The sequence below is a fragment of the Janthinobacterium darwini genome (assembly GCF_051380905.1).
In the GTDB taxonomy this organism is placed as follows: Bacteria; Pseudomonadota; Gammaproteobacteria; order Burkholderiales; family Burkholderiaceae_D; genus Janthinobacterium.
The window spans coordinates 2,659,428-2,684,848 of the sequence record NZ_JBNYXX010000001.1 but is presented as its reverse complement, the minus strand read 5'-3'; the positions used below and the strand labels follow the sequence as shown (position 1 = coordinate 2,684,848).

Annotated in this window: 22 protein-coding genes; 14 read left to right on the top strand and 8 right to left on the bottom strand. The window is 61.5% G+C overall.

The window, feature by feature from the left end; genetic code table 11:
* Nucleotides 1-90: 90 nt before the first annotated feature.
* From ACQ4WZ_RS12315 to fdhD, 4 genes are all read left to right on the top strand, one after another.
* Complete coding sequence (locus ACQ4WZ_RS12315) at nt 91-1,173, top strand: calcium:cation antiporter (protein WP_071077959.1); 1,083 nt, start codon at nt 91-93, stop codon at nt 1,171-1,173.
* Between the two features lie 164 nt (nt 1,174-1,337).
* On the top strand, nt 1,338-2,795 hold the full coding sequence (locus ACQ4WZ_RS12310; RefSeq protein WP_436573886.1) for a Ppx/GppA phosphatase family protein: 1,458 nt from the start codon (nt 1,338-1,340) through the stop codon (nt 2,793-2,795).
* Nucleotides 2,796-2,888: 93 nt separating this feature from the next.
* The gene (locus tag ACQ4WZ_RS12305) at nt 2,889-3,572 is read left to right on the top strand and encodes a hypothetical protein (RefSeq protein ID WP_133992332.1); all 684 of its coding nucleotides are present in this window, start codon (nt 2,889-2,891) and stop codon (nt 3,570-3,572) included.
* Between the two features lie 79 nt (nt 3,573-3,651).
* Entirely contained in the window at nt 3,652-4,470 is an 819-nt protein-coding gene (gene fdhD, locus ACQ4WZ_RS12300) for a formate dehydrogenase accessory sulfurtransferase FdhD (RefSeq protein ID WP_436573528.1), read from the top strand.
* On the opposite strand, the gene ACQ4WZ_RS12295 is transcribed toward fdhD, so the two are convergent.
* Entirely contained in the window at nt 4,446-6,770 is a 2,325-nt protein-coding gene (locus ACQ4WZ_RS12295) for an FdhF/YdeP family oxidoreductase (RefSeq protein ID WP_436573527.1), read from the bottom strand. The genes fdhD and ACQ4WZ_RS12295 overlap by 25 nt on opposite strands.
* Before the next feature lie 144 nt (nt 6,771-6,914).
* On the opposite strand from ACQ4WZ_RS12295, the gene ACQ4WZ_RS12290 reads away from it, so the two are divergent.
* The gene (locus tag ACQ4WZ_RS12290; protein WP_101480710.1) at nt 6,915-7,676 is read left to right on the top strand and encodes a GNAT family N-acetyltransferase; all 762 of its coding nucleotides are present in this window, start codon (nt 6,915-6,917) and stop codon (nt 7,674-7,676) included.
* A gap of 515 nt (nt 7,677-8,191) precedes the next feature.
* On the opposite strand, the gene ACQ4WZ_RS12285 is transcribed toward ACQ4WZ_RS12290, so the two are convergent.
* Together ACQ4WZ_RS12285 and ACQ4WZ_RS12280 are read right to left on the bottom strand one after the other, a co-directional pair.
* Nucleotides 8,192-8,479 carry a hypothetical protein gene (locus ACQ4WZ_RS12285; RefSeq protein ID WP_034786045.1) on the bottom strand — a complete coding sequence of 96 codons (288 nt, stop codon included), beginning with the start codon at nt 8,477-8,479 and terminating at the stop codon, nt 8,192-8,194.
* A gap of 180 nt (nt 8,480-8,659) precedes the next feature.
* The gene (locus ACQ4WZ_RS12280; protein ID WP_133992326.1) at nt 8,660-9,352 is read right to left on the bottom strand and encodes an ABC transporter ATP-binding protein; all 693 of its coding nucleotides are present in this window, start codon (nt 9,350-9,352) and stop codon (nt 8,660-8,662) included.
* A gap of 310 nt (nt 9,353-9,662) precedes the next feature.
* Between ACQ4WZ_RS12280 and egtD the strand changes: the two genes are divergently transcribed.
* Together egtD and egtB are read left to right on the top strand one after the other, a co-directional pair.
* Nucleotides 9,663-10,655, top strand: coding sequence for an L-histidine N(alpha)-methyltransferase (egtD, locus tag ACQ4WZ_RS12275; protein WP_436573526.1), 993 nt, complete (start codon nt 9,663-9,665; stop codon nt 10,653-10,655).
* Nucleotides 10,656-10,665: 10 nt separating this feature from the next.
* Nucleotides 10,666-11,898: an ergothioneine biosynthesis protein EgtB gene (gene egtB, locus ACQ4WZ_RS12270; RefSeq protein ID WP_133992322.1), complete on the top strand. Its 1,233-nt coding sequence runs from the start codon at nt 10,666-10,668 to the stop codon at nt 11,896-11,898.
* A 5-nt stretch (nt 11,899-11,903) separates the two neighbouring features.
* On the opposite strand, the gene ACQ4WZ_RS12265 is transcribed toward egtB, so the two are convergent.
* The 4 genes from ACQ4WZ_RS12265 to ACQ4WZ_RS12250 form a co-directional block, all read right to left on the bottom strand.
* The gene (locus ACQ4WZ_RS12265; RefSeq protein ID WP_166674815.1) at nt 11,904-13,505 is read right to left on the bottom strand and encodes a methyl-accepting chemotaxis protein; all 1,602 of its coding nucleotides are present in this window, start codon (nt 13,503-13,505) and stop codon (nt 11,904-11,906) included.
* A 169-nt stretch (nt 13,506-13,674) separates the two neighbouring features.
* Nucleotides 13,675-15,381, bottom strand: a complete 1,707-nt coding sequence (leuA, locus tag ACQ4WZ_RS12260; protein WP_436573525.1) for a 2-isopropylmalate synthase — start codon at nt 15,379-15,381, stop codon at nt 13,675-13,677.
* 358 nt (nt 15,382-15,739) lie between these two features.
* Complete coding sequence (locus tag ACQ4WZ_RS12255) at nt 15,740-16,027, bottom strand: barstar family protein (RefSeq protein WP_436573524.1); 288 nt, start codon at nt 16,025-16,027, stop codon at nt 15,740-15,742.
* Nucleotides 16,024-16,686, bottom strand: a complete 663-nt coding sequence (locus tag ACQ4WZ_RS12250) for a hypothetical protein (protein WP_436573523.1) — start codon at nt 16,684-16,686, stop codon at nt 16,024-16,026. The genes ACQ4WZ_RS12255 and ACQ4WZ_RS12250 overlap by 4 nt, the downstream gene beginning before the upstream one ends.
* Nucleotides 16,687-16,853: 167 nt before the next feature.
* Here ACQ4WZ_RS12250 and ACQ4WZ_RS12245 point away from each other — a divergent pair, with 167 nt between their 5' ends.
* From ACQ4WZ_RS12245 to ACQ4WZ_RS12220, 6 genes are all read left to right on the top strand, one after another.
* Complete coding sequence (locus tag ACQ4WZ_RS12245; RefSeq protein WP_436573522.1) at nt 16,854-17,765, top strand: patatin-like phospholipase family protein; 912 nt, start codon at nt 16,854-16,856, stop codon at nt 17,763-17,765.
* 59 nt (nt 17,766-17,824) lie between these two features.
* The gene (locus ACQ4WZ_RS12240; RefSeq protein ID WP_034757420.1) at nt 17,825-18,229 is read left to right on the top strand and encodes a GlcG/HbpS family heme-binding protein; all 405 of its coding nucleotides are present in this window, start codon (nt 17,825-17,827) and stop codon (nt 18,227-18,229) included.
* 295 nt (nt 18,230-18,524) lie between these two features.
* On the top strand, nt 18,525-19,703 hold the full coding sequence (carA, locus tag ACQ4WZ_RS12235) for a glutamine-hydrolyzing carbamoyl-phosphate synthase small subunit (RefSeq protein ID WP_436573521.1): 1,179 nt from the start codon (nt 18,525-18,527) through the stop codon (nt 19,701-19,703).
* Nucleotides 19,696-22,935 (top strand): carbamoyl-phosphate synthase large subunit, encoded by a 3,240-nt coding sequence (gene carB / locus ACQ4WZ_RS12230; protein ID WP_101480719.1) that lies wholly within the window; start codon nt 19,696-19,698, stop codon nt 22,933-22,935. Before carA ends, carB begins: the two co-directional genes overlap by 8 nt.
* A 168-nt stretch (nt 22,936-23,103) precedes the next feature.
* The gene (gene greA / locus ACQ4WZ_RS12225; RefSeq protein WP_010397233.1) at nt 23,104-23,580 is read left to right on the top strand and encodes a transcription elongation factor GreA; all 477 of its coding nucleotides are present in this window, start codon (nt 23,104-23,106) and stop codon (nt 23,578-23,580) included.
* A complete protein-coding gene (locus ACQ4WZ_RS12220; RefSeq protein WP_436573885.1) occupies nt 23,580-24,023 on the top strand; it encodes a DUF4149 domain-containing protein in 444 nt (147 codons plus the stop codon). Before greA ends, ACQ4WZ_RS12220 begins: the two co-directional genes overlap by 1 nt.
* 194 nt (nt 24,024-24,217) lie before the next feature.
* On the opposite strand, the gene ACQ4WZ_RS12215 is transcribed toward ACQ4WZ_RS12220, so the two are convergent.
* Nucleotides 24,218-24,688: a YhbY family RNA-binding protein gene (locus tag ACQ4WZ_RS12215; RefSeq protein WP_010397237.1), complete on the bottom strand. Its 471-nt coding sequence runs from the start codon at nt 24,686-24,688 to the stop codon at nt 24,218-24,220.
* 42 nt (nt 24,689-24,730) lie between these two features.
* Here ACQ4WZ_RS12215 and ACQ4WZ_RS12210 point away from each other — a divergent pair, with 42 nt between their 5' ends.
* Complete coding sequence (locus ACQ4WZ_RS12210; protein WP_101480721.1) at nt 24,731-25,414, top strand: RlmE family RNA methyltransferase; 684 nt, start codon at nt 24,731-24,733, stop codon at nt 25,412-25,414.
* The last annotated feature ends 7 nt before the right edge of the window (nt 25,415-25,421 follow it).

Genomic DNA, 25,421 nt, shown 5'->3' with positions numbered 1-25,421 from the left:
AAGCTAAGCAAGTTATGCTGTGGGGTGCACGCTAGGCCCCTCTTGTCGTCCGCACCGCAGTTCCCCTTTTTTACTCTTGCCAGGCCCATAATGAAAATGCTTAAATCCCTGCCTGTTTGGCCGCTTGCCGCCCCCCTTGCCGGCTGGCTGTTCCTGTTCGGTTCCACGTTCAATGTCGGCGGCGCTTACCAGATCCTGCTGGTGGCTGGCTTGATCGGCAGCGTGCTGGCCGCCGTGTACCATGCGGAAGTGGTGGCGCACCGCATCGGCGAACCGTATGGCACCCTGGTGCTGGCGCTGGCCGTGACCCTGATCGAGGTGGCGCTGATCGTTTCGCTGATGCTGGCCGGCGGGCCGGAAACGACGGGACTGGCGCGCGACACCGTGTTTGCCGCCATCATGATCATTTTAAACGGCATCGTCGGCATCTGTTTGTTGCTGGGCGCCGGGCGCCACAGGGAACAGACCTTCGGCCTGCTCGGCGTGAGCGCGTCGCTGGCGACCCTGGCGGCCATCGCGATCCTGACACTGGTGCTGCCGAATTACACCTCCAGCGCCGCCGGACCATATTACAACTCCAGCCAGCTCATTTTCATTGCCGTCATCTCGCTGGTCCTGTACGGCACTTTCGTGCTGGTGCAGACGGTGCGCCACCGGGACTACTTCCTGCCCAAGGAAGCCGTCGGCGACGAAGAGGTGCATGCTGCGCCGCCCACGCCCACCGTCGCCTGGGTCAGCGCCGGTGCGCTGCTGGTGTGCCTGGGCGCCGTGGTGTTGCTGGCCAAGTCGCTGGCGCCCGCGCTGGAAACGGCGATTGCCGCCATGGGGGCGCCGAAAACCCTGGTCGGCATCGTCATCGCCGCCATCGTGCTGCTCCCCGAAGGCCTGGCCGCCGTGCGCGCGGCGCGCGCCAACCGTTTGCAAACGAGCTTGAACCTGGCGCTCGGCTCCGCCCTGGCCAGCATCGGCCTGACGATTCCCGCCGTGGTGGTGGTATCGCTGGCGACTGGCCTGACGATCACCCTGGGACTCGATATCAAGTCGACAGTGCTGTTGCTGCTGTCGCTGATGGTCGCCACACTGTCGCTGGGCACGGGCCGCACCACGGTCATGCAGGGCACGGTGCACCTGGTGATTTTTGCTGTCTATTTGTTTACCACCATCGTGCCTTAAACGTCGTCGCCGCGCGACTTCTTGTCACAATCCTGTCACGCCGCTGTCATACGATGGGGGTAGTGTGGTAGGATTTTTAAATCGTTTAAATGATTTATATAGTTTAGCAACTGAGTTTGCCAACTTTTCCGGTTGGCACAGCAATGACAAGACAAGAGGCCAGTATGTATGCAGCGGTGGACCTAGGGTCCAACAGTTTTCGTTTACACGTCGGCAAGCATGATGGAGACACCATACGCGTAGTCAAGAGCGTGCGCGACCCGATACGCCTGGCCGCCGGCCTGGACGCCAATGGCGACCTGACCGAGGCGGCCATGCAGGGGGCGCTGGCCTGCCTGCAGCGCTTTCGCGCCATCCTCGCAGGCTTCGAACTCGATGCCGTGCGCGTCGTGGCCACGTCGGCCATGCGCGTGGCGCGCAATGGCGCCGTCTTCCTGCCGCTGGCCGAGCAAGCCATAGGCTACCCGATCGAGATCATCTCGGGCGAAGAAGAGGGGCGCTTGATCTACATGGGCGTGGCCAATGCGCTGGCCATTCCTGGCGAACGCCGGCTGGTGATGGATATCGGCGGCGGTTCGACCGAACTGATACTGGGGCGTGGCAACGATATCGAACGGGTCGAGTCCTTCAGCCTGGGCACCGTCAAGCAAAGCCTGTCGTTCTTCATCGGCGGGCGCATCGACGCACCGTCGTTCGAGGCGGCCATCCTGTCGGCGCGCAGCCATTTCGAGGATGCCGCGCCGCCGTACCGCCCGCAGCACTGGAAGACGGCCTACGGCTCTTCCGGCACCATCCGCACGATCGCCGACATCATCGCCCGCAACAAGCTCGGTGATGGCTTGCTGTCCGGCACCAGCCTCGATGCGCTGGCGCGCCGTTTCATCGAACTGGGCCACACCAGCCGCATCGACATGCCCGGCTTGCGCCCCGACCGCGCCAGCACCATCGTCGGCGGCCTGGCCATTTTGATCGGCCTGTTCCGCGAACTGGCCATTCCCGTCATGACGCCAATCGAGGCGGGCCTGCGCATGGGCGTGATGTGGGATTTGTACCTGCGTTCGACCAAGCGCGACCGCCGCGAACAGTCGGTGCAGGGCTGCATGGAGAAATTTCATATCGACCAGCAGCGCGCCGGCCGGGTGGCCGAGCAGGCACTGGCCATGTACGCGCAGCTCAAGCCCACGTCCGACGCCCTGGTGAAATGCCTGCGCTGGAGCAGCCTGCTGCACGAAGTGGGCCTGGCCGTGTCGCAGACGGGTTACCACAAGCACGCATCCTATATCGTGGAAAATGCAGACTTGCCCGGTTTTACCACGCGCGAACAGAAGACCATGAGCCGCTTGATCCTGGCGCAGAAGGGCAACTTGCGCAAGATCGGCGAAGTGCTGTCCGATCCCGATTTCGCCAAGGCCGTGCTGGCGCTGCGCCTGTCGATTCTGCTCATGCATGCGCGCATCGAAGCCGATTTCAGCGAACTGCGCCTGCGCATGAAGAGCCGCATCGAGCTCGACATCAAGCGCGGCTGGGTGGCGCACCATCCCACCGTGTCGTTCTGGATCGAGAAGGAGCAGGAATTCTGGGATGAGGTCGGGGTCGATTTCACCATCCGCGCCAGCGCCTAGGAGGTCATGCCGTGCGCATGACTTGATGTGTAGCATGCAAGATTTTAAAAAACAGTATATATTGTTTATATTATTTGTTAAATTGGAAAATCCATGACCAAATCCACCCCAGTGAAAAAAGCCGAGGGCGCGCCCGTATCGATGTTCCCCACCAGCGCCTCGATCAATGCGGCAGCGGCAAAGAGCGCACCGGCCGCCAAGCCTGTCGTGAAGCCAGCTGCCAAGCCGGTGGCAAAAGCCGCAGTCAAGCCAGTGGCCGCCAAGGCCGCCGCAGCGAAGCCTGTTGCCGCCAAGCCTGCCGTTGCCAAGGCGCCCGCCGCCAAGCCGGCGGCCAAGGCCGTCGTCGCCAAACCAGTTGTGGCCAAGCCAGTCGCCAAAGCCGCTGCCAAGCCGGCCGCCAAGGTTGCGGCCAAGGTTGCTGCGAAACCCGCCGCCAAGGCTGCGGTCAAGCCGGCAGCGAAAACTGCCGTCAAACCGGTGGCCAAAGCTGCCGCCAAGCCTGCACCAGCGAAAAAAGCGCCGCTCGCCAAGGTCGCCGCCGTCAAGGAAAAAGCCCGCAAGCCGAAACTGGTGCGCGACAGCTTCACCATGCCGGAAGCGGAATATGAAGTTTTGGGCCAGGTCAAAAAAGCTTGCCTGAAGGCCGGTTTCGAGATCAAGAAAAGCGAATTGCTGCGCATCGGCGTGGCGCTGATCAGCCAGATCGACCTGGCGACCCTGCAAAACGTGCTGGCCGGCTTGCCGCAGCTGAAAACGGGCCGTCCGAAGAAGGATTGATGACGCGAGCGGAGGGGCCGCCCCCCGCTTGCCCGTTCTGGTTTACCATGGGGGCTGTGATAGTTCCCCCGTGGTTGCCATGTCAGAAGAAACCAGTATTGAACGCGCCGGCTTCGTCGAGCGCGCCATCATCCGCCACCGCGCGCACCAGTCCATTGATGCCATCGACCATGTCGCCGAGGAAATCCCCGTCGCGCTGGTCTTCAATGGCATTTCCCACGTCGTCATGATGGCCACCCCGCGCGACCTGGAAGCATTTGCCTACGGCTTCGCGCTGACGGAAGGCGTGGTCGCTTCCGCCGGCGCTATTTTCGATTGCGAAGTGGTCCTGCGCCCTGACTCCGCCGAAGTGGCTTTGAGCATTGCCCAGGAGGATTTCGTGCGCCTGAAGGACCGGCGCCGCCAGCTGACGGGCCGCACGGGCTGCGGCGTGTGCGGCATCGACAGCATCGACATGCTCGATTTGCAGCCCGAAGCGCTGCCGCCGCCTCTGATCCACGTCGACTTGCCGGCCGCGCTGGCGCGCGCGTCGGGCGGCTTGCACGAACACCAGGCGCTGATGCGGGCAACGGGTGGCGTGCACGCGGCCGCGTGGTGCACGCCCGAAGGCGATATCGTCCACGTGTTCGAGGATGTGGGCCGGCATAACGGCCTCGATAAACTGATAGGCCATTTGGCACTGAGCGGCACTGACATGCGGCGCGGCTTCGTATTCCTGTCCAGCCGCGGCAGCTACGAGCTGGCGCGCAAGGCGGCGCGCATGCGGATCCCGCTGCTGGCGACGATCTCCGCCCCCAGTTCGCTGGCCATTGCCATTGCCACGCAGGCGGGCATGAAGCTGGTCGGCTTCTGCCGCCAGGATGCGTACGTCGATTACACGCCCGGGATCACCTTGTAAGTTCCGCTGCGTTCCAGCAGCACGGGGACAGATTTCGACGTCGGCGTGCCGGCGCCGTCCGCCGTGCTGGCGAGCGGCACCAGCGCGTTCGTCTCCGGGTAATACGCGCCCAGGCAGCCGCGCGGGATGTCGTAGTCCACCAGCCGGAAACCATCGGCACGGCGCGCCACGCCATCGTCCCAGGCGCCGATCAAGTCCACCAGGTCGCCATCGGAAAAGCCCAGCATGGCGATATCGTCCTTGTTGGCGAAGACCACCTTGCGCGTGCCGTACACGCCGCGGTAGCGGTCATCCATGCCATAGATGGTGGTGTTGTACTGGTCGTGCGAGCGCGTGCTCATCAAGACCATCAGGCGCTCGCCGTGGCGCGCGCGGGCGCGATGCAACGGCGTGTCGAGGTCCAGCGGGGCGACGAGGAAGCTGGCCTTGCCGCTGGCCGTCTTCCATACGCGTTCGCGCGAGGCCACCGTCAGATGAAAGCCGCCCGGCTGGGCCACCCTGGCGTTGTAGTCATAAAAGTCGTCAAACACTTTCTCGATGTCGTCACGGATACGTGCATAGTCGGCCGCATACGCGCGCCAGTCCACCAGGCCGTTGCCCAGCGTCGCTTCGGCCATGCCGGCCACGATGGCCACTTCCGAGCGCAGTTGTGGCGAGGCGGGCGCATTGCGGCCGTACGAGATATGCACCATGCTCATCGAGTCTTCCACCGTCACGCCCTGCGCCACGCCGTGCTGCAGGTCGATCTCCGTGCGCCCAAGGGTAGGCAGCAGCAAGGCTTCCTTGCCGATGACCAGGTGGCTGCGATTGAGCTTGGTGGCCACTTGCACCGTCAGCGCGCACTGGCGCAACGCGGCAAAGGTCAGCGGCGTGTCGGGCGTGGCGGCCGCGAAATTGCCACCCAGCGCAATGAATACCTTGACGTCGCCGCGCTGCATGGCTTCGATGGTGGCCACGACGTCGTGGCCGTGCGCGCGCGGCGGCGCGAAGCCATACACCTGGCCCAGGCGGTCGAGGAAGGCGTTGGTGGGCTTTTCCTCGATGCCCATGGTACGGTCGCCCTGCACGTTCGAGTGGCCGCGCACGGGGCATAGGCCCGCGCCCGGCTTGCCGATCTGGCCGCGCAGCATCATCAGGTTCGACAACATGCGGATGGCTGCCACACTGTGCTTGTGCTGCGTCAGGCCCATGCCCCAGGTGGCGATAATGCGCTGGCCCTTGATGAAGATGTCCGTCAGCGCCCCGATCTGCGCGCGCGCCACGCCCGACTCCCGTACCAGCAGTTCCCAACTTTCTGCGCGCAGGTCGTCGCGGAAGGCCTCGAAACCGCTACAGTGTTCATCGATGAACGCATGGTCGATGACGGCGGGCTCGCCGCTGGCCTGCGCCGCATCGTCATGCTCGACGACGCGCTTGGCGACAGCCTTGATCAGGGCGAAGTCGCCGCCCAGGGTGGGTTGCACGAAGAGGCCGGCCAGGCGCGTGCTGCCCAGGGTCGCCATTTCCAGCGCGCTTTGCGGGTCCATGAAGCGCTGCAAGCCCCGTTCGCGCAGGGGATTGATGGAAGCGATTGAGCCGCCGCGGCGCGCGCAATCGCGCAGTTCGCCCAGCATGCGCGGATGGTTGGTGGCGGGATTCTGGCCGAAGATGAGGATGGTGTCGGCCAGTTCGAAGTCGGCCAAGGTCACCGTGCCCTTGCCGATGCCCACGGTGGCCGGCAAGCCGCGGCTGGTCGCCTCGTGGCACATGTTGGAGCAGTCGGGGAAGTTGTTCGTGCCGTACAGGCGCGCCATCAGCTGGTACAAAAAGGCCGCTTCGTTGCTGGCGCGGCCCGACGTATAAAACGCGGCCTGGTTCGGGTCGGGCAGGGCGCGCAGGTGGCGGCCCACGAGGGCGCAGGCGTCTTCCCAGGTGATGGGCACGTAGCGGTCGCTGGCAGGGTCGTACACCATCGGTTCGGTCAGGCGGCCGTGCTGCTCCAGCGCGTAGTCCGACTGTTCCAGCAACTGGGTGACGGTATGGCTGGCAAACAGCTCCGGGCCGGCGCGGCGGCTGGTCGCTTCGGCGGCGACGGCCTTGGCGCCGTTTTCGCAAAAGGCAAACGTGGAAGCGTGGTTGCGGTCCGGCCAGGCGCAGCCGGGGCAGTCGAAGCCGTCCGGCTGGTTTTGCGCCAGCAAGGCTTTCAGATTGCCGGGCGTGACCCGTTCCTGGCGCAGGCTGATGACCACGTGTTTCAATGCATCCCAGCCGGCGGCCGGCTTGGCATAGGGCGTGATGTGGGGCGCTTCGTGTTCGTCCATGGTGGCTTTCCGGAAGGGGCGTGTGGTAATTATGCACGATCCCCGAATGACATTGACTAGCGTCATGGAAATGACATTCGGCTGTCATTTTCCTGACATATTAGGCAAGTACGCTGGAGTCGTCTTGATCACAGGGATGAAACCATGCAAAACATAATCGCATCAAACGAAGCCAAGGCCCGGCCGGTTCAACTGGTGCTGAGCCAGGCCACTACAGCGGCGGAATTGCGCGAAGTCCAGCGTTTGCGTTACAAGGTGTTTATCGAGACCATGGGCCTGACGTCGCTGGCCAACGCCGATGGCCTCGACAGCGATGAATTCGACGCGCACTGCGATCATCTGATCGTGCGCGACGCCGATACCCTGAAAGTGGTGGGCACTTACCGCGTGCTGAGCGCGGCCAAGGCGGCCAAGATTGGCCGGCTGTATTCGGAAAACGAGTTCGACCTGAGCCGCCTGAAGAACCTGCGCGGACGCATGGTCGAAGCGGGCCGCGCCTGCATCCACCCGAAATACCGGGGCGGCAGCGTGATCATGCTGCTGTGGTCGGGCCTGGCCGAGTACATGCGCCGCGAGCGCTGCGACTACCTGGTCGGCTGCGCCAGCATCAGCCTGGCCGATGGCGGGCATAACGCCGTCGCCGTGTACCAGGCGCTGGCGGAAAAGCACATGGCGCCGGCGGAATACCGCGTCACGCCGCACCTGCCTTTCCCCATCCACCAGGTGGAAGCTGCGCACAAGCCGCAAGTGCCGCCGCTGATCAAGGGCTACCTGCGTTCGGGCGCCTGGATTTGCGGCGAACCGGCGTGGGATCCTGATTTCGAAAGCGCCGACATGTTCATGATGATGCCGCTGGCGAATCTGGACGAGCGCTATGCACGCCATTACGGGGTGGTGCCTGGTTAAGGCTGCCGAGGCGAATGCCGGGCAGTGAGGCCAGCTTCGCTACTTCCAGCGCGGCCAGCCAGGCATCGGTCATGGCGCGCTGCGCCGGCGCGCCAATTTCACCGGCGCGCCAATTTCACCTGCGCGCCGCGATGGCCGCTTGCGAGCCCATTTCAATGAAGGCCGTGGCGAGGATGGCGCGATGACGTCGGGGCGCATGTCGCCCAGGAGCGTCGCCGGGCTGCGCTTGAGATCGCTGGTTAAAAGCTGACCTTGATGCCTGCGGGGACTATGCGTGTTGTGTCAGATCAAAGGTGAGTGCTCATGCTGGCTGGCAGAGGGCAATGCGGAGTGAATGCGAGGGGGGGGATGGCGCTGGAGCGGGTGGGCAGAGAAACGGTCAGCATGGTTTGGGCTGGGTCTCTTCGCTATCGTGCTCGGATGTTGTACTGTGAGCGAACTACGCGAATTTCATGGCAAAAGTTCATGGCGCCGGGGACCTGGGTGCCTGGCATGGCATTACAACAGCGGGTGACTCAATGGACTGGCGTGGCGGACAGTTCCTTCAGTTCGCGGATGGTGATGTCCGATTTTTCATGCATGCGCAATAAAATCGTTGCACCGACCGACAGTTTGCCGTGACGAATCTTGCTGATGATGGGGGGCTGGACTTCCAGAACACGGCACAGTTCCGCATCATTTTTCAGGTTCATCTTCTCGATCAGGGTATCGAGCAGCTTGTTGGGCACAAAACTCGATGGCTCGAGCGCCCGCGCCCGGTTCATCGCTTCAATCATTTCCAGCTTCTTTTGCCGAACGTTCATTTACTCCTCCTTCAGGTTATGCAAGGGACGGGACCACACTGATGCGGCCCCGGCTAAAGTTCGTCATCGCAGTACGGCTGTCTGGGTGACGTGACAACATTCGCGTTAAAACATTGATAACCAGGCAAGTGTTTTCAATAATACTACGATAACAAAACTTGTGACAGATGGTCAGTTAAATTAACTGATTGTTTGATCAATTTGGTTGACGGTTGTTGTATTTTGTAAGCCGTTTTTCGTCAGGATCATGGTTCTGTCCGCCATTTCGGCGGCGGCCAGCGAATGCGTGACCATGATCGCGCAACTGCCGTTGGCCTTGATTTCGGCGCGTAGCAATTGCAGGATGCTGTGCGCCGTATCCGGATCGAGGTTGCCGGTAGGCTCATCGGCCAGCACCAATGCCGGCTTGTGCACGAGCGCGCGGGCAATGGCCACGCGCTGCATTTCGCCGCCCGACAGTTGCTGCGGAAAGTCGCCGCCGCGTCCGCCCAGGCCGACCGCTTCGAGCATGCTGGTGGCACGCTCCTGGGGCAGTCCGTTGAGCAGCAGCGGCAGGGCCACGTTTTGCAGCAGGGTCAGGTGCGGCAAGACGTGGAAGGCCTGGAAAATAAAGCCCATGCGGGCGCGACGCAGCCGGGTGGCGGCGGCGTCATCGAGGCTGGACATGGCTATGCCGTCCACCAGGATAGGATGCGCTTCGGTACCCGCATCGGGCGTATCGAGGCCGGCGATCAGGTTCAGCAAGGTCGACTTGCCGACGCCCGAGTCACCCATGATGGCGATGAATTCCCCGGCCTTGAAGCGGCAGGAAATGTTGGCCAGCACGGGACGGGCATGGGCATAGGACTTCGACAGATGGCGCAATTCGAGCATGGTGTTAACGGCTATCGTAAAGGGTGGCACGCGGGGGAGAGGGGGGCCTGGGAACTGCAAAGGGGCGCGGATTGTTTGGCCGGCAATGTGTAGTATACGACAGGCTTATCATTTTTGCTGGCTAATACCAATTTTGTTTGCACACTGTTAGTTTGACCTTAAGTTACCTGTCGCACGGCCGGCTTGTGCGGATTCCGCTATGATGGGAAAAAGTCATCGGCAAAGGCGCCCGCAAACCGCTGTGGCAGGGGCGGCGCCCGGTGGCTGACCGTGCAAGTCCATTGTGAACCTTGATAAACGACGCCAGCCCATGACCATGCCATTCGCCCAACACCAGTCAGAGTTGTATCACCCCAACAACGTCCGGGTGGCCAGCGCCACTCCTGCCACAATAGTCGAGATCAGCAGCGGCCTGCTGGCGCGCGATGCCTGGACCTCGTCCAAGTACCTGTACGACGCCTTGGGCTCGAAACTGTTCGAAGCCATTTGCGCCTTGCCCGAGTACTATCCCACGCGCACGGAGGCCGCCATCTTTGCCCGTCACGGCGCCGAGATCGCGCACGCCGTAGGGCCCGGCAGCACCCTGATCGACCTCGGTGCGGGCAATTGCGCCAAGGCCGCCAGCCTGTTCCCCCTGCTGCACCCGGCCCAGTATGTGGCCGTGGATATTTCCTATGATTTCCTTAGCGAATCGCTGAGCCGCCTGCAGCAGCGCTTTCCGCACATCGAGATGACGGGCCTGGGCCTGGATTTTTCCAGCCGCCTGGACTTGCCCGACAGCGTGCGCGAGGCGCGGCGATTGTTCTTCTATCCTGGTTCGTCGATCGGCAATTTTGCTCCCGAGCAAGCGACCGCCTTCCTGCGCCGCCTGCGCGCGAATGCGGACGGCGATGGCGGCCTGTTGATCGGCGTCGATCTGATCAAGGATGATGCCGTCCTCGACGCCGCCTATGACGATGCGCTGGGCGTCACGGCCGCCTTCAACCTGAACATGTTGCGCCACGTGAACGGCCTGATTGGTGCGGACTTCGATGTGCGCGCCTGGCAGCATCATGGCTTTTTCAACGCCGACGAGCGCCGTGTCGAGATGCACCTGGAAGCACGCAGCGAGCAAGTTGTCCATTGGAAAGGTGGTCAGCGGCGTTTCGCGAAAGGCGAGCGTATCCATACAGAAGACAGCTACAAATACACGCGCGCGACCTTCGTCGGCTTGCTGGAGCAGGCGGGGTTTTCCACAGTGCAAGTCTGGACGGATCCGCAGCAGTGGTTTGCCGTCATTTACGCGCGCGTGATCCGGGATTGAGAAGGAAAAGATGCTGATCGATCATTACAACAAGGTGCGCCAGCACTCGCTGCGGCTGGCCGAACCCCTGTCCGACGAAGATTGCGGCGCCCAGTCGATGTCGGACGCCAGTCCCGTGAAATGGCATCTGGCGCATACCACCTGGTTTTTTGAAACGTTTATCCTGGAAAGCATGGAAGCGGCGTTCGCGCCATTCCACCCCGCCTTTCGCGTGCTGTTCAATTCCTACTACAACGGCGTGGGCGAGAAGCATCCGCGCGCGCAACGGGGCTTGCTGACGCGCCCTGGCATGGCGCAAGTACGCGCCTACCGGATGGATGTCGATGCGCGCATCGCCCGTTTGCTGGCGGGCGAACTGGCGCGACCCGAGCGCGAACGCCTGACCATGCTGCTGGCGCTGGGCCTTGAACACGAGCAGCAGCACCAGGAGTTACTGCTGACGGACGTGAAACACTTGCTGGCGCAGAGCGCCCTCTTTCCCGCTTACCTGGACAGCGCGCTTGCGCCAGCGCAAGAACATGCGCAGCCCACGGTCTGGCTCCCGTTTGACGGCGGCCTGGCGCAGATCGGCCATGCGGGCGATGGTTTTTGCTTCGACAATGAATTGCCGCGCCATCCGCAGTACGTGGCGCCGTTCGAACTGGCCAGCGCGCTGGTGACGAATGGCGAATTTCTCGCCTTCATCGAGGCGGGCGGCTACCGCATGGCGCACTTGTGGCTGGCCGAAGGCTGGGACTGGGTGCGCAGCCAGCAGCTCGTATGCCCGCTGTACTGGCAGCGCGACGAGGCGGGCCACTGGCAGGAATTCACCTTGTTTGGCTTGCGCCCGCTGGACCCGCACGCGCCGGCTACCCACCTGTCGCTGTTCGAGGCGGATGCGTATGCGCACTGGGCCGGCGCGCGCCTGCCGACGGAAGGGGAGTGGGAAGTGGCGGCGCAAGGCGTCGCCGTGGAAGTGGGCCAGCTGCATCCGGCCCCGGCCACCTTGGGCGCAGGCTTGCGGCAAATGTTCGGCCACTGCTGGCAGTGGACCAGCAGCAGCTACGCGCCGTATCCCGGCTACCGCACGGCGCCGGGGGCGCTGGGCGAGTACAACGGCAAGTTCATGTTGAACCAGTATGTGCTGCGCGGCTCGTCGTGCGCCACGCCGGTCGGCCATGCACGCGCCAGCTACCGCAATTTCTTCCCGGCTGGTGCGCGCTGGCAATTTTCCGGCATCCGCCTGGCGCGCCAGGTGGAATAGCTTGCTTACTGCAAGCGCGGAACGGACGGGGCAGGGCGGGGTGGCGCCTTGCGGTCGGCGTTTTGCTCCAGCTTGAACTGGCTGACGAGGGTCTCCAGTTCGCCTGCCTGTTCATGCATCGCTGCCGCCGCTGCTGCCGCCTCCTCGACCAGGGCCGCGTTCTGTTGCGTCGTCTGATCCATCTGCATGATGGCGGCATTGATCTGCTCGATACCTTCGCTCTGCTCGTGGTTGGCGACGCTGATTTCACCGACGATGGCGCTGACCCGGCCCACGCTGGCCACCACTTCTTCCATCGTGGCACCCGCCTGACTGACCAGCTGCGCGCCCTGTCCTACGCGGGTGACGGAGTCGGCAATGAGTTCCTTGATTTCCTTGGCGGCCTGGCTTGACCTCTGCGCCAGGTTGCGCACTTCGGACGCCACCACGGCAAAGCCACGGCCTTGCTCGCCGGCCCTGGCCGCCTCGACTGCCGCGTTCAGGGCCAGGATATTCGTTTGGAAGGCGATGCCGTCGATGACGGCGATGATGTCGACGATCTTGCGCGAGGAAGCATTGATGGCATCCATGGTGCCGATCACTTCCGCCATGGCCGTGCCGCCGCGCTGCGCGATGGCCGACGCCGAGCGGGCCAGGCTGTCCGCCTGGCGCGCATTGTCGCTGTTGCTGCGCACGGTACCCGTCAGTTCGATCATCGACGAGGCCGTTTCTTCCAGCGCGCTGGCCTGCGCTTCCGTGCGGGCCGACAGGTCGGCATTGCCGCTGGCAATCTGGCTCGACGCCACGGCGATGGTGCCCGTGCCGCCGCGCACCTGTCCTACCAGGGTGGCCAGGTTGGTATTCATGTCGCGCAGTGCCTGCAGCAGCTGGCCCGTTTCATCCTTGCCATCGGCCGCGATTTTACTGCTCAGGTCGCCTGCGGCCACGGCTTGCGCCACGCGCAAGGCATACGCGATGGGTGTGGTGATCGAGCGCGTGACCCTCCAGGCGAAGAGCACGCCCAGCAGCAGGGCGGCTGTGCCCAGGCAGGCCATCAGCACATTTGCCGCGGAAATATTCTGCTGGATTTGCTGGCCGCCATGCACGACCACTTGGCGCTGCAGCTCGTTCAGTTGGTTGACCGTTTTTTGCAAGCGGTTCAGGGCGGGCAGGGTATCGTCGCGCACATGCACGGCTGCTTCCGAACGCTGTCCCGCCATCAGCAGCTTGTCGGCCTGGCTGAACGAGACGACATAGGCCTTGCGCTGCTGCTTCAGTGTGGCCAGCAGTTCCTTGCCTTCAGGCAGCACGATCAGGCGGTCGAGGATGGCCAGCGCATCGCTGATGGTGGCCTTGTTCGCGTCGATTTCGCCGTGGATGGCGTTGGCGCGGGCCGGATCTTCATGGATGAACAGCTCCAGCACGAGCGCCGCGTTCGACCGCGTGGTGCTGCGGATGGTGGCAATGGCATCGGCCTTGGCCCAGTCTTTCTCAATGATCGCTTCGCTGAGCGCGCCGATCTTGTCCAGTCGGAAAAGGCCCGTGCTTACCAGCACTGCCATCAGCAACAGCACCACGCCAAAACCGGCACCCAGGCGTACGCCTATCTTCATATCCGTCAATTTCATACTGATTCCCTCGGTAGCTAATGATCTGTCTCCGGTGGTCTTCTTATGAAACGATTATACGGTCGGCGATACCTGATTTGCACTATTAATTGCTCAATAGAAATGAAAAAGCGGCACGGCGATCAAGCCGTACCGCTTTTTCTCCCTATGAGGGATGCCCGAGTCGCGCTCAGGCGGCGCTGGCCGCCAAGTCGGCCGCTGTTGTTTTTTCGGCTTCCGTCTGCCCGATGCGGCGGTTCACGGCCGACAGCACGGCCTTGAACGAGGCGGTGACGATATTGCTGTCGATGGCGGCGCCGAACAGGGTCGGGCCGTTGTCGAGGCGCAGTTCCACGTAGCAAGCCGCTTGCGCGTTGGCGCCTGAGCCGATCGAATGCTCATGGTAATCCATCAATTTGATGTCCAGGCCCAGCGCATTGACGAAGGCATCGATGGGGCCGTTGCCGCCGCCTTGCAGGGCCAGCGGGGTCTGGCGGTGCGACAGGCTGATGTCGATCTGCACGGATTCATCGCTGTTCGTGTCTTCCACCATGCGGTGCGAGGCGTAGGCGTACGGCGCCGTCTGCTCCAGGTATTCCTTCTGGAAAATTTCATGGATATCCTGTGCGGCGATTTCGCGGCCCGTGGCATCGGCCACGGCTTGCACGGCGCGCGAGAATTCGATCTGCAGGCGGCGCGGCAAGACCAGGCCGTATTCCTGTTCCAGCAAATACGCCATGCCGCCCTTGCCGGACTGGCTGTTGACGCGGATCACGGCGTCGTAGCTGCGGCCCAGGTCGGCCGGGTCGATCGGCAAGTACGGTACTTCCCAGATGCTGTCCGGTTGTTGCTTGGCAAAACCTTTCTTGATGGCATCCTGGTGCGAGCCGGAAAACGCCGTGAAGACCAGGTCGCCCGCATACGGGTGGCGCGGGTGGACGGGCAACTGATTGCACTCCTCCACGCACTTGCGCACGGTGTCGATGTCGGAGAAATCCAGACCCGGGTGCACGCCCTGCGTGTACAAATTCATCGCCAGGGTGACCAGGTCGACGTTGCCGGTGCGCTCGCCATTGCCGAACAAGCAGCCTTCGACGCGGTCGGCGCCCGCCATCACGGCCAGTTCGGCCGACGCGACGGCCGTGCCGCGGTCGTTGTGCGGGTGCACGCTGATGATGATGGAGTCGCGGCGCGCCAGTTTGCGCGACATCCATTCGATCTGGTCCGCATACACGTTCGGCGTGCTGCATTCCACGGTCGATGGCAAGTTGATGATCATCTTGTTGGCCGGCGTCGGCTTCCAGATGGCGCTGACGGCGTCGCAGATATGCTTGGAGAAATCGAGCTCGGTGGTGGAAAACGATTCCGGCGTGTATTCAAAGCCCCATTCCGTTTCCGGATGCTGGGCTACCAACTGTTTTACCAAGGTGGTGCCGGTGGTGGCGATATTCGTGATTTCTTCGCGCGACATGCCGAACACGACCTTGCGAAACACGGGCGCCACCGAGTTGTACAGGTGGACGATGGCGCGCTTGGCGCCGACGACCGATTCCACCGTGCGGCGTATCAATTCTTCGCGCGACTGGGTCAGCACGATGATGGTGACGTCGTCCGGGATGCGGCCTTCATCGACGAGTTTGCGCACGAAGTCGAAATCCGTCTGCGATGCCGATGGGAAGCCCACCTCGATTTCCTTCAGGCCGATGGCGATCAGCATCTCGAAGAACCGCAGCTTCTTTTCCGCGCTCATGGGCTCGATCAAGGATTGGTTGCCGTCTCGCAAGTCGGTGCTCATCCAGATAGGCGGTTTGCTGATGATCTGGTTTGGCCATTGACGGTCGGTCAATTTGACGGGAGGAAAGGCGCGGTATTTGGAAGCTGGGTTTTGCAACATCATGATCGGGTACTCCTGAAGATAGGGGGAAATCAATGGTTGTGGCGCAAGCTTGCCGGGCGGCCACGCAACACTAGGCCAGGCAAGCGGTCGGTAGTTTTAGCAGGCAAAGCAGGGCAACGGCGCCAGCGGTGGCGGTCGCGTCAGAAGTTACGGGTGTAGCGGGGGATGGTGCAAACATCATCAAACCTTCCAGGGTTTTTGAAACACGCCGGCGTGTGGCCAGGCGAAGCAATGCGGCAAACTTATGCGCGTGCTAGGTGTAGTCGCGATAGCGACAGCAGGGAAGGGGAGGAATGTTTGAAGGAGGACATGCACTTAATGTACGGGAAGTTGGGCGCGGCTGTCAAGCGTTTCCGTGCTACATGTAATGTACCTGCGTCGCCCCGTCCGGTGCATCGTGCGCCATGCGCGCCAGGATGCGCTGCAGGAGGGCCGCATCGCGCGGCAGCCGCTCTTCCAGCACTTGCCACCCCATGAATTGTAACTGTTGCGGCATATCCACCAGGCCAGTGATGGCATCCCAGAAGGCATCCCAGTTCATGCCGTAATTGGCAGGAAAGGCCAGCGCGGCTGCCAGGGTGGCATGCAGCTGGCGCGCGGTGTTGATATCGCTCAAGTCGATGCTGATATGGGCTGGCCTGTTCACAGTATGCCCTTGAGCAGGTTCTGCAGGTTTTGCCGCATGCCACCCACCACTGTTTCGTGCCGCTCCAGGATGGAGGAAGCATCGTTGAACGGTGCCGGGTCGAGGTACAGGCGCGGCAAGTCGGCCACGGCCACGCCGCGGGATCCGCCGCGCAGGATGTCGTCCACATGCTTGTTGATCGAGTTGACGGCCGCCTGGATGCGCGGCGTCGCTGACGCGGCCAGGCAGGCGGCCAGCGCGGCATCGAGGTGGGCGCGCGTGGGCGCTTGCGGCAGCACAGGCGCGGCAATCTGTTCCAGCGGCGACATGTTGGCGGCTGGTCTGCGGTAGGCATGCAGGGTATCGAGCGCCATCAGCCGGTGCGGGCCACCGCGCTGCAGCCAGCCAGCGATGCGCGGCCAAGGCGTGCCCAGCAGCGCCGCCGCCACGCCCCATTGCCCCGCCACGGGCGAGCCGACATAGTCGTCGATCCAGGCCAGGGCGGCTGGATTGCCCGTGTAGGCCAGCAAGATGGCGTTCGACGAACGCAGCGCGGGCGCCTGCGTGGCGAGGATGGCGGTCAGCCAGGCGAGGGCGCCATCGGGAGGATAGCTGGATAACTGTTGTGCAAATGGGGCGCTCAGGGCGCGGCTGTCGGAAAATTGATATTCGTCGGACATGTCATCGAAGGGTGGGGAGCCAACGGCCAGTCTAACAGCCGGGGCAGCGCGCACGGAAACATTGTCACCGCAATCATTTAAGACAGCCTTCAGTGCGGGCAACCCCGCTTGCGCTACAATCGGAACTCCTTTGTTGCCACTGCCGCGCGCAGTTCTCTTCTGCCATTATGTTTCCTAAACGCCTGACCCTGCTTGCCCTGGCCGCCTTTGTGCTGGCCGGTTGCGATACCACCGCCCCGAAACCCGTACAAGTATTGACGCCACCCGAGCCCATCGTCGTGGTACCGCGCAAGATCAAGATCGGCCTGGCGCTGGGTGGCGGCGCGGCACGCGGCTTTGCGCATATCGGGGTGATCAAGGCGCTCGAATCGCAGGGCATCCATGCCGACATTGTCACCGGCACCAGCGCCGGCAGCGTCGTGGGCGCCTTGTATGCGGCAGGCAACTCCGGCTTTGCCTTGCAAAAGATGGCCTTTGACATGGACGAGGCGGCCATTTCGGACTGGGCCTTGCCCCTGTTCGGCAAGTCGTCCGGCGTACTCAAAGGCGAAGCGCTGCAAGGCTATGTCAACAAGGCTGTCGGCGGCTTGCCCCTGGAAAAGCTGAAGATTCCGTTTGGCGTGGTGGCGACCGACCTGAAAAACGGCCAGCCGATCCTGTTCCAGCGTGGCAACACCGGCATGGCCGTGCGCGCCTCGTCGGCAGTGCCCGGTGTGTTCCAGCCCGTGACGATAGCCGGCCACACCTATGTCGATGGCGGCCTGGTCGCTCCCGTGCCCGTGCGCTTTGCGCGCGACATGGGCGCCGATTTCATTATCGCCGTGAATATCTCGTCGCAAACGGATACGCAAAAGGCCATCAGTTCGATGGAAGTGATCATGCAGACGTTTGCCATCATGGGCCAGCGCATCAACCAGTTCGAGCTCAAGGATGCGGACGTGGTGATCCAGCCAAGCCTGGGCACCATGAAGGGCAACGATTTTAACAGCCGCAACCAGGCCATTCTGGCGGGTGAGCAGGCGACGTTTGCCGTCATGGCGCAGCTCAAGCAAAAGCTGAAAGCCAAACGCGAGCAGTAAGCGATAGCGCTGCTGCGCATTTCGTATACAATTTTGATTCAACATAACAAGGATGCACCATGCAATCGAAACCGATTTTGACCCTGGACGACGTAAAGAAAATCGCTGCCGCCGCCGAAGCGGAAGCGGTCAAGAATAACTGGGCGGTCACGATCGCCATCGTCGATGACGGCGGCCACCTGCTGTGGCTGCAGCGCATGGATGGCGTGGCGCCGATCTCGTCGCACATTGCTCCATCGAAAGCCAAGACGGCGGCACTGGGCCGCCGCGAGTCGCGCATCTATGAAGAGATGATCAATGGCGGCCGAGTATCATTCCTGAGCGCGCCGGAAATCGACGGCTTGCTCGAAGGCGGCGTGCCCATCGTGTTTGATGGTCACTACGTGGGCGCCGTTGGCGTCTCGGGCGTCAAGTCGGCGGAAGACGCGCAAATCGCGAAAGCCGGTATTGCTGCGTTAGTGTAATTAATAAGGGCCATGGCCTTGCAAGCCGCCCCGCGCAAGCCGGGCGGCTTTTTTCATGGGGCGGTGGGTTTATGCTGCTGTGCAAAAAAATGCCGGCCATTCCACATTTTCTTCCTTGTGGAAAAGCTTCCTTTTGGTTATAATTCAAAGGTTTAGCCAATCACACATATACCGTAGCGACTACCCATCCCCTCATTCAAAATGACCGTTGAAACACCCTGAGTGCATCTGGCTCGGGTATCTAGGCGGTCGGTCTGACGTGGCGCAGCTACGGTAACTTTATCAGGAGTTGCCCTTGCCGCCATTTTTTTCTGGCCCTGCCGTTCCAGCCATATTAGCGCTTGCTGATGGAACGATCTTTAAAGGTTTTTCGATCGGTGCCGCCGGTCATACCACGGGCGAGGTTGTTTTCAACACCTCCATGACCGGGTATCAGGAAATCCTTACCGACCCAAGCTATTGCCGCCAGATGGTCACCCTGACCTATCCGCATATCGGCAATACGGGCGTGAATCCGGAAGATGTCGAGTCTTCCAAGGTACACGCCGCTGGCCTCATCATCCGCGATCTGCCATTGCTGGCATCCAATTTCCGTTCCACCCTCTCCCTGTCCGATTACCTGAAAGCTGAAAATATCGTCGCCATCGCCGGCATCGATACACGCAAGCTCACGCGCATCCTGCGTGAAAAAGGTGCGCAGGGCGGCGCTATCCTGGTCGGTACGCAAGGCAACGAGCCATCCGCCGCGCAAGCGCTGGAACTGGCCCGTTCCTTCCCTGGCCTGGCCGGCATGGACCTGGCCAAGGTGGTATCAAGCAAGACTGCCTATGAATACCGCGAAACGGAATGGGCCCTGGGTGCAGGCTACGGCCAGCTGGCGGACGCCGACGCGAAATACCACGTGGTCGCCTTCGACTACGGCGTCAAGCGCAACATCTTGCGCATGCTGACGGCACGCGGCTGCAAAGTCACCGTGCTGCCGGCGCAGGCGAGCGCTGCCGACGCCCTGGCTTTGAACCCGGACGGCATCTTCCTGTCGAACGGCCCCGGCGACCCGGAACCGTGCGATTACGCCATTGCGGCGACCAAGGAATTGATCGAGAAGGGTATCCCGACCTTCGGCATCTGCCTCGGCCACCAGATCATGGCGATCGCTTCCGGCGCGAAAACGCTGAAGATGAAGTTCGGCCACCACGGCGCCAACCACCCGGTACAAGACCTGGAAACCAAGCAAGTCTTGATTACCTCGCAAAACCACGGTTTCGCAGTCGATGCGGCAACCTTGCCCGCAAATTGCCGCGTGACCCATGAATCGCTGTTCGACGGCTCCCTGCAGGGCTTTGCCCGCACGGACAAGCCGGCCTTCTGCTTCCAGGGCCACCCTGAAGCGTCGCCGGGCCCGATGGATGTTGCTTACCTGTTTGACCGCTTCATCAACTTGATGGCTGCGGAGGAGAAAAAGAAAAATGCCTAAACGTTTAGATATTAAAAGTATTCTGATTATTGGCGCTGGCCCGATCGTGATCGGCCAGGCCTGCGAATTCGATTATTCCGGCGCGCAAGCGTGCAAGGCCCTGCGCGAAGAGGGCTATAAAGTCATCCTGGTCAACAGCAATCCTGCGACCATCATGACGGACCCGGAAATGGCCGACGTGACCTATATCGAACCGATCACCTGGTCGGTCGTTGAGCGCATCATCGCCAAGGAGCGTCCTGACGCCATCCTGCCGACGATGGGCGGCCAGACGGCGCTCAATTGCGCGCTGGACCTGTTCAACAATGGCGTGCTGGCAAAATACAACGTCGAGCTGATCGGCGCGTCGCCGGAAGCCATCGACAAGGCCGAAGACCGTTCCAAGTTCAAGGACGCGATGACCAAGATCGGCCTCGGCTCGGCCCGTTCCGGCGTGGCGCACTCGATGGAAGAATCGTGGGCCGTGCAGCGCACGCTGGGCTTCCCGACCATCATCCGTCCATCGTTCACCATGGGCGGTTCCGGCGGCGGCATCGCCTATAACGAAGAAGAATTCGAAACCATCTGCAAGCGCGGCCTGGAAGCCTCTCCGACGAAAGAGCTGCTGATCGAAGAATCGTTGCTGGGCTGGAAAGAGTACGAGATGGAAGTGGTGCGCGACAAGGCGGACAACTGCATCATCATTTGCTCGATCGAAAACCTTGATCCGATGGGCGTGCACACGGGCGACTCCATCACGGTGGCTCCTGCGCAAACCCTGACGGACAAGGAATACCAGATCATGCGCAATGCCTCTCTGGCAGTGCTGCGCGAGATCGGCGTCGACACGGGTGGCTCGAACGTGCAATTCTCGATCAACCCTGTCGATGGCCGCATGATCGTCATCGAGATGAACCCGCGCGTATCGCGTTCGTCGGCCCTGGCATCGAAAGCGACGGGTTTCCCGATCGCGAAAATCGCCGCCAAGCTGGCCGTCGGTTTCACCCTGGACGAGCTGCGCAATGAAATCACGGGCGGCGCCACGCCGGCCTCGTTCGAGCCGTCGATCGATTACGTCGTCACGAAGATCCCCCGTTTCACGTTCGAGAAATTCCCGACCGCCGACCACCACCTGACGACGCAGATGAAATCCGTCGGCGAAGTGATGGCCATAGGCCGTACCTTCCAGGAATCGTTCCAGAAAGCCTTGCGCGGCCTGGAAGTGGGCGTGGACGGCATGAATGAAAAGACCAAGGACCGCGAAAAGATCGAAGAAGAACTGGGCGAGCCCGGTCCTGAGCGCATCTGGTATGTGGGCGATGCGTTTGCCCAGGGTTTCACCTTGGAAGAAGTGCACAACCTGACCAAGATCGACCCATGGTTCCTGATACAGATCAAGGAAATCGTCGACCTGGAACTGTGGCTGGACACGCAGAAGCTGGACAACCTGGACAAGAACACCTTGTACAAGTTGAAACAGAAGGGCTTCTCGGACCGTCGCCTGGGCTTCCTGCTGCAGACATCGGACACTGCCATCCGCGCCAAGCGTCACGAGTTGGGTATCCGTCCCGTCTACAAGCGCGTTGACACCTGCGCGGCGGAATTTTCGACCGACACGGCGTACATGTATTCCACGTACGACGAAGAGTGCGAATCGAATCCGACCGACAAGAAAAAGATCATGGTGCTGGGCGGTGGCCCGAACCGTATCGGCCAGGGTATCGAGTTTGACTATTGCTGCGTCCACGCTGCCCTCGCCATGCGCGAAGACGGCTATGAAACCATCATGGTCAATTGCAACCCAGAAACGGTTTCGACCGACTACGATACCTCGGACCGTCTGTACTTCGAGTCCCTGACCCTGGAAGACGTGCTGGAAATCGTCGCCATCGAAAAACCGGTGGGCGTGATCGTGCAGTACGGCGGCCAGACGCCATTGAAACTGGCGCTGGATCTGGAAGCGAATGGCGTGCCTATCATCGGCACTTCGCCCGACATGATCGATGCGGCCGAAGACCGCGAGCGTTTCCAGCAAATGCTGCACAAGCTGGAACTGCGCCAGCCGCCTAACCGCACCGCGCGCACGGAAGCCGACGCTCTGGCGCTGGCGCAGGAAATCGGCTACCCGCTGGTCGTGCGTCCATCGTACGTGCTGGGCGGCCGCGCCATGGAAATCGTCCATGAGCAACGCGACCTCGAGCGCTACATGCGCGAAGCCGTCAAGGTATCGCACGATTCGCCCGTGTTGCTGGACCGCTTCCTGAACGACGCCATCGAGTGCGACGTCGATTGCATCTCCGACGGCGAAACCACCTTCATCGGCGGCGTGATGGAACACATCGAACAGGCTGGCGTGCACTCGGGCGACTCGGCTTGCTCCTTGCCACCGTACTCGCTGTCGCAAGAAACCATTGATGAGCTGAAACGCCAGACGGCGCTGATGGCCAAGGGCTTGAACGTGGTCGGCCTGATGAACGTGCAATTTGCGATCCAGAAACAAGAGATCGATGGCGAAATGAAAGACGTCGTCTTCGTGCTGGAAGTCAATCCACGCGCTTCGCGTACCGTGCCTTTCGTGTCGAAAGCCACCGGTTTGCAGCTGGCGAAGATCGCCGCCCGCTGCATGGTCGGTCAGTCGCTGGCTTCGCAAGGCATCACGCAGGAAGTCGTGCCGCCATACTTCAGTGTCAAGGAAGCCGTGTTCCCGTTCGTCAAGTTCCCTGGCGTGGACACCATCCTGGGCCCTGAAATGAAATCGACGGGCGAAGTCATGGGCGTGGGCCTGACGTTCGGCGAAGCGTTCGTGAAATCGCAACTGGGCGCCGGCGTGAACCTGCCAAAATCGGGCAAGGTCTTCATCAGCGTGAAAGCATCAGACAAGCCGCGCGCCGTGCAAGTGGCGCGCGATCTGGTCGAGTCCGGTTTCACCGTGGTCGCCACCAAGGGTACCGCCGCCGTGATCGCTGCTGCCGGCATCGCCGTCACGCCAGTGAACAAGGTGATCGAAGGTCGTCCGCACATCGTCGACATGATCAAGAACCATGAAATCGTGCTGGTGATCAACACCGTGGAAGAAAAGCGCAGCGCCATCGTCGATTCGCGGGCCATCCGCACCTCGGCCCTGGCCTCGCGCGTAACGACCTACACGACCATCGCCGGTGCGGAAGCGGCCGTCGAAGGCATCCGTCACCTCGATGAGTTGCGTGTGTACGATTTGCAAGGCCTGCACAAGACCCTGCAGCAAGCTGAATAGTCCGCGTGTCATTTGCAGTGGCCGCCGTTAGGCGGTACACTGCATACTTATCAACCACAGAGTTCCGTGCAGAGCAGCGCGCGGCCTCTGTGGTTTTCACTTGGTAAGTCCGTTAAGCGCGACAAAACGCTGCAACGGCGCCGATAACTAGCAGATAGTAGAGATAACATGACCTCAGTCCCATTGACCAAATACGGCGCAGAACTTCTGAAGGAAGAGCTGCATCATTTGAAGACCAAGGAACGCCGCATCGTCATCGATGCGATCGCCGAAGCGCGCTCGCACGGAGATTTGTCGGAAAACGCCGAGTACGATGCCGCCAAGGAACGTCAGGCCTTCGTCGAAGGCCGTATCGCCGAGCTCGAAGGCAAGCTGGGCGCAGCGCAAATCATCGACCCGACCGCGCTCGACGCGGAGGGCCGCGTGGTGTTTGCCTCCACCGTGAACCTGGAAGACCTGGAATCGGGTCAGAAAGTCACTTACCAGATCGTGGGCCTCGATGAAGCCGACCTGAAAAAGAACAAAGTGTCCGTGACGTCCCCGATCGCCCGCGCGCTGATCGGCAAATACGCCGGCGACGTGGTGGAAGTGCAGGCGCCGTCCGGCCCGCGCGAATACGAAATCCTGGAAGTACTGTACATTTGATGCTGAACCGCGTGCGCCTCCTCGTTGCCACCCTGTGGGCGGGCAGCCTGTGGACCATCGGCTTCATCGTGGCGCCGACCCTGTTTGGCACCTTGAGCGACCGCGTGCTGGCTGGCAATATCGCCGGCAGCATGTTCCGCGCCGAGGCCTGGCTGTCCATCGCCTGTGCCTTGGTGTTTCTGGCCTTGCTGCAATGGGGCGCGGGCGCGCTGGAGCTGAAACGCCGGCGCCTGCTGGCCGCGCTGGTGCTGTCCATGCTGGTGTGCGCGCTGCTCAGCCATTTCGGCATCTCGCCCCTGATGGCTGAACTCAAGGCGCAAGCCCCGTCTGGCATCATGGACGAAGCCATGCGCAGCCGCTTCGGCATGCTGCATGGCGTGTCGACCCTGATCTTTGCCGTGCAAAGCTTGCTGGCGGGCGTGCTGATCTGGAAACAGCAGTAATCGCTGCCGTGCTTGTCGGATTACGCGCTGCGCGCTAATCCGACCTACATGACAATACGTAGGTCGGACTAGCGAGGCCGTAGGCCACGCGTCATCCGACGCCGCAGCGGCAATAAAAAAGCGGAGCAGGGGATATCCCGTGCTCCGCTTCTTGTTTCAAGCCCGGCAGCCTTGCGGTTGCCGGGTGAACAGGCTTACTTGCTGCCCAGTGCGCTTTTCTTGGCGCTTTTCTGACGTGGCTTGGCACGCTTGATGGAACCGCCTTCGGTAACGCGCTCATTGCCCTTGATCATGACTTTCGTCACGCTGGGGCGCTTGGTGCCGCTGGCGCTGGCCTTGACGATGGTCACTTCGCGCATGCCTTTGCCGGCGCTGACCTTCTCCTTAACCACTTCTTTTTTCGGACGGTAGATTACCAGCAGTTTGCCAATATGTTGTACCGGGGCGGCGCCGAGATTGCCGCAAATCGTATCGTACATTCCGACGCGGGCTTCGCGGTCGTCGCCGAACACGCGGACTTTAATCAGACCGTGCGAATCCAGGCCAAGGTCGATCTCTTTGAGGACAGCAGGTGTCAAGCCCGCTTCGCCAATGATGACGATAGGCTTCAGCGCGTGTGCTTCGGCGCGCAGTGCGCTGCGCTCTACGGGTGTAAGTTTTAGCATAATAATATTTAGTAATTCCCTTAAAAGCAGTATTCTACGCGAATGGCAAAGAAGAAATTAAACAAAAACTGGTTGCACGACCACATAAATGATCCTTATGTGAAGTTGGCGCAAAAAGAGGGCTACCGCGCCCGGGCAGCATACAAGCTCAAAGAAATCGATGAAGACGAAAAACTGATCAAACCTGGCCAGGTGATTGTCGACCTTGGTTGTACTCCAGGCAGCTGGGCCCAGTACACGCGGCGCAAGCTGGCTGGCAAGGACGGCGGCGGGGTCAATGGTACCCTGATTGGCCTGGACATGCTGGAAATGGAGCCGATCGCCGACTTCCACTTCATTCAGGGCGACTTCCGCGAGGCGCGCGTGCTGCGCCAACTGGAAGTGGTGTTGCAAGGGCGCAAGGTTGACGTGGTCCTCTCGGACATGGCGCCGAACCTGTCGGGCATCGCCACGGCGGACGCCGCGCGCATGGAACACCTGATCGACCTGGCCATCGAATTTTCGCAATTGCATTTGAAACCATCGGGCGTCTTGCTGGTGAAATGCTTCAAAGACATGGGTTTCAGCCAGATCGTGGAAAAATTCCGCGCTGAATTCAAGGTCGTGGTGCAGAAAAAGCCCAAGGCTAGCCGCGATAAATCGTCGGAAATCTTCCTGATGGGCCGTGGAATCAAGAATCCCCTGAAAAATGCCGTGCAAGAAGATGATTCCGCCCTTGATATTTAAGAGGGAA

Bases quoted from the DNA above. Each gene is read 5' to 3' on its own strand.
- ACQ4WZ_RS12315 (WP_071077959.1), top strand. From the start codon at position 91: ATGAAAATGCTTAAATCCCTGCCTGTTTGGCCGCTTGCCGCCCCCCTT.
- ACQ4WZ_RS12310 (WP_436573886.1), top strand. From the start codon at position 1,338: ATGTATGCAGCGGTGGACCTAGGGTCCAACAGTTTTCGTTTACACGTC.
- ACQ4WZ_RS12305 (WP_133992332.1), top strand. From the start codon at position 2,889: ATGACCAAATCCACCCCAGTGAAAAAAGCCGAGGGCGCGCCCGTATCG.
- fdhD (WP_436573528.1), top strand. From the start codon at position 3,652: ATGTCAGAAGAAACCAGTATTGAACGCGCCGGCTTCGTCGAGCGCGCC.
- ACQ4WZ_RS12295 (WP_436573527.1), bottom strand. From the start codon at position 6,770: ATGGACGAACACGAAGCGCCCCACATCACGCCCTATGCCAAGCCGGCC.
- ACQ4WZ_RS12290 (WP_101480710.1), top strand. From the start codon at position 6,915: ATGCAAAACATAATCGCATCAAACGAAGCCAAGGCCCGGCCGGTTCAA.
- ACQ4WZ_RS12285 (WP_034786045.1), bottom strand. From the start codon at position 8,479: ATGAACGTTCGGCAAAAGAAGCTGGAAATGATTGAAGCGATGAACCGG.
- ACQ4WZ_RS12280 (WP_133992326.1), bottom strand. From the start codon at position 9,352: ATGCTCGAATTGCGCCATCTGTCGAAGTCCTATGCCCATGCCCGTCCC.
- egtD (WP_436573526.1), top strand. From the start codon at position 9,663: ATGACCATGCCATTCGCCCAACACCAGTCAGAGTTGTATCACCCCAAC.
- egtB (WP_133992322.1), top strand. From the start codon at position 10,666: ATGCTGATCGATCATTACAACAAGGTGCGCCAGCACTCGCTGCGGCTG.
- ACQ4WZ_RS12265 (WP_166674815.1), bottom strand. From the start codon at position 13,505: ATGAAATTGACGGATATGAAGATAGGCGTACGCCTGGGTGCCGGTTTT.
- leuA (WP_436573525.1), bottom strand. From the start codon at position 15,381: ATGATGTTGCAAAACCCAGCTTCCAAATACCGCGCCTTTCCTCCCGTC.
- ACQ4WZ_RS12250 (WP_436573523.1), bottom strand. From the start codon at position 16,686: ATGTCCGACGAATATCAATTTTCCGACAGCCGCGCCCTGAGCGCCCCA.
- ACQ4WZ_RS12245 (WP_436573522.1), top strand. From the start codon at position 16,854: ATGTTTCCTAAACGCCTGACCCTGCTTGCCCTGGCCGCCTTTGTGCTG.
- ACQ4WZ_RS12240 (WP_034757420.1), top strand. From the start codon at position 17,825: ATGCAATCGAAACCGATTTTGACCCTGGACGACGTAAAGAAAATCGCT.
- carB (WP_101480719.1), top strand. From the start codon at position 19,696: ATGCCTAAACGTTTAGATATTAAAAGTATTCTGATTATTGGCGCTGGC.
- greA (WP_010397233.1), top strand. From the start codon at position 23,104: ATGACCTCAGTCCCATTGACCAAATACGGCGCAGAACTTCTGAAGGAA.
- ACQ4WZ_RS12220 (WP_436573885.1), top strand. From the start codon at position 23,580: ATGCTGAACCGCGTGCGCCTCCTCGTTGCCACCCTGTGGGCGGGCAGC.
- ACQ4WZ_RS12215 (WP_010397237.1), bottom strand. From the start codon at position 24,688: ATGCTAAAACTTACACCCGTAGAGCGCAGCGCACTGCGCGCCGAAGCA.
- ACQ4WZ_RS12210 (WP_101480721.1), top strand. From the start codon at position 24,731: ATGGCAAAGAAGAAATTAAACAAAAACTGGTTGCACGACCACATAAAT.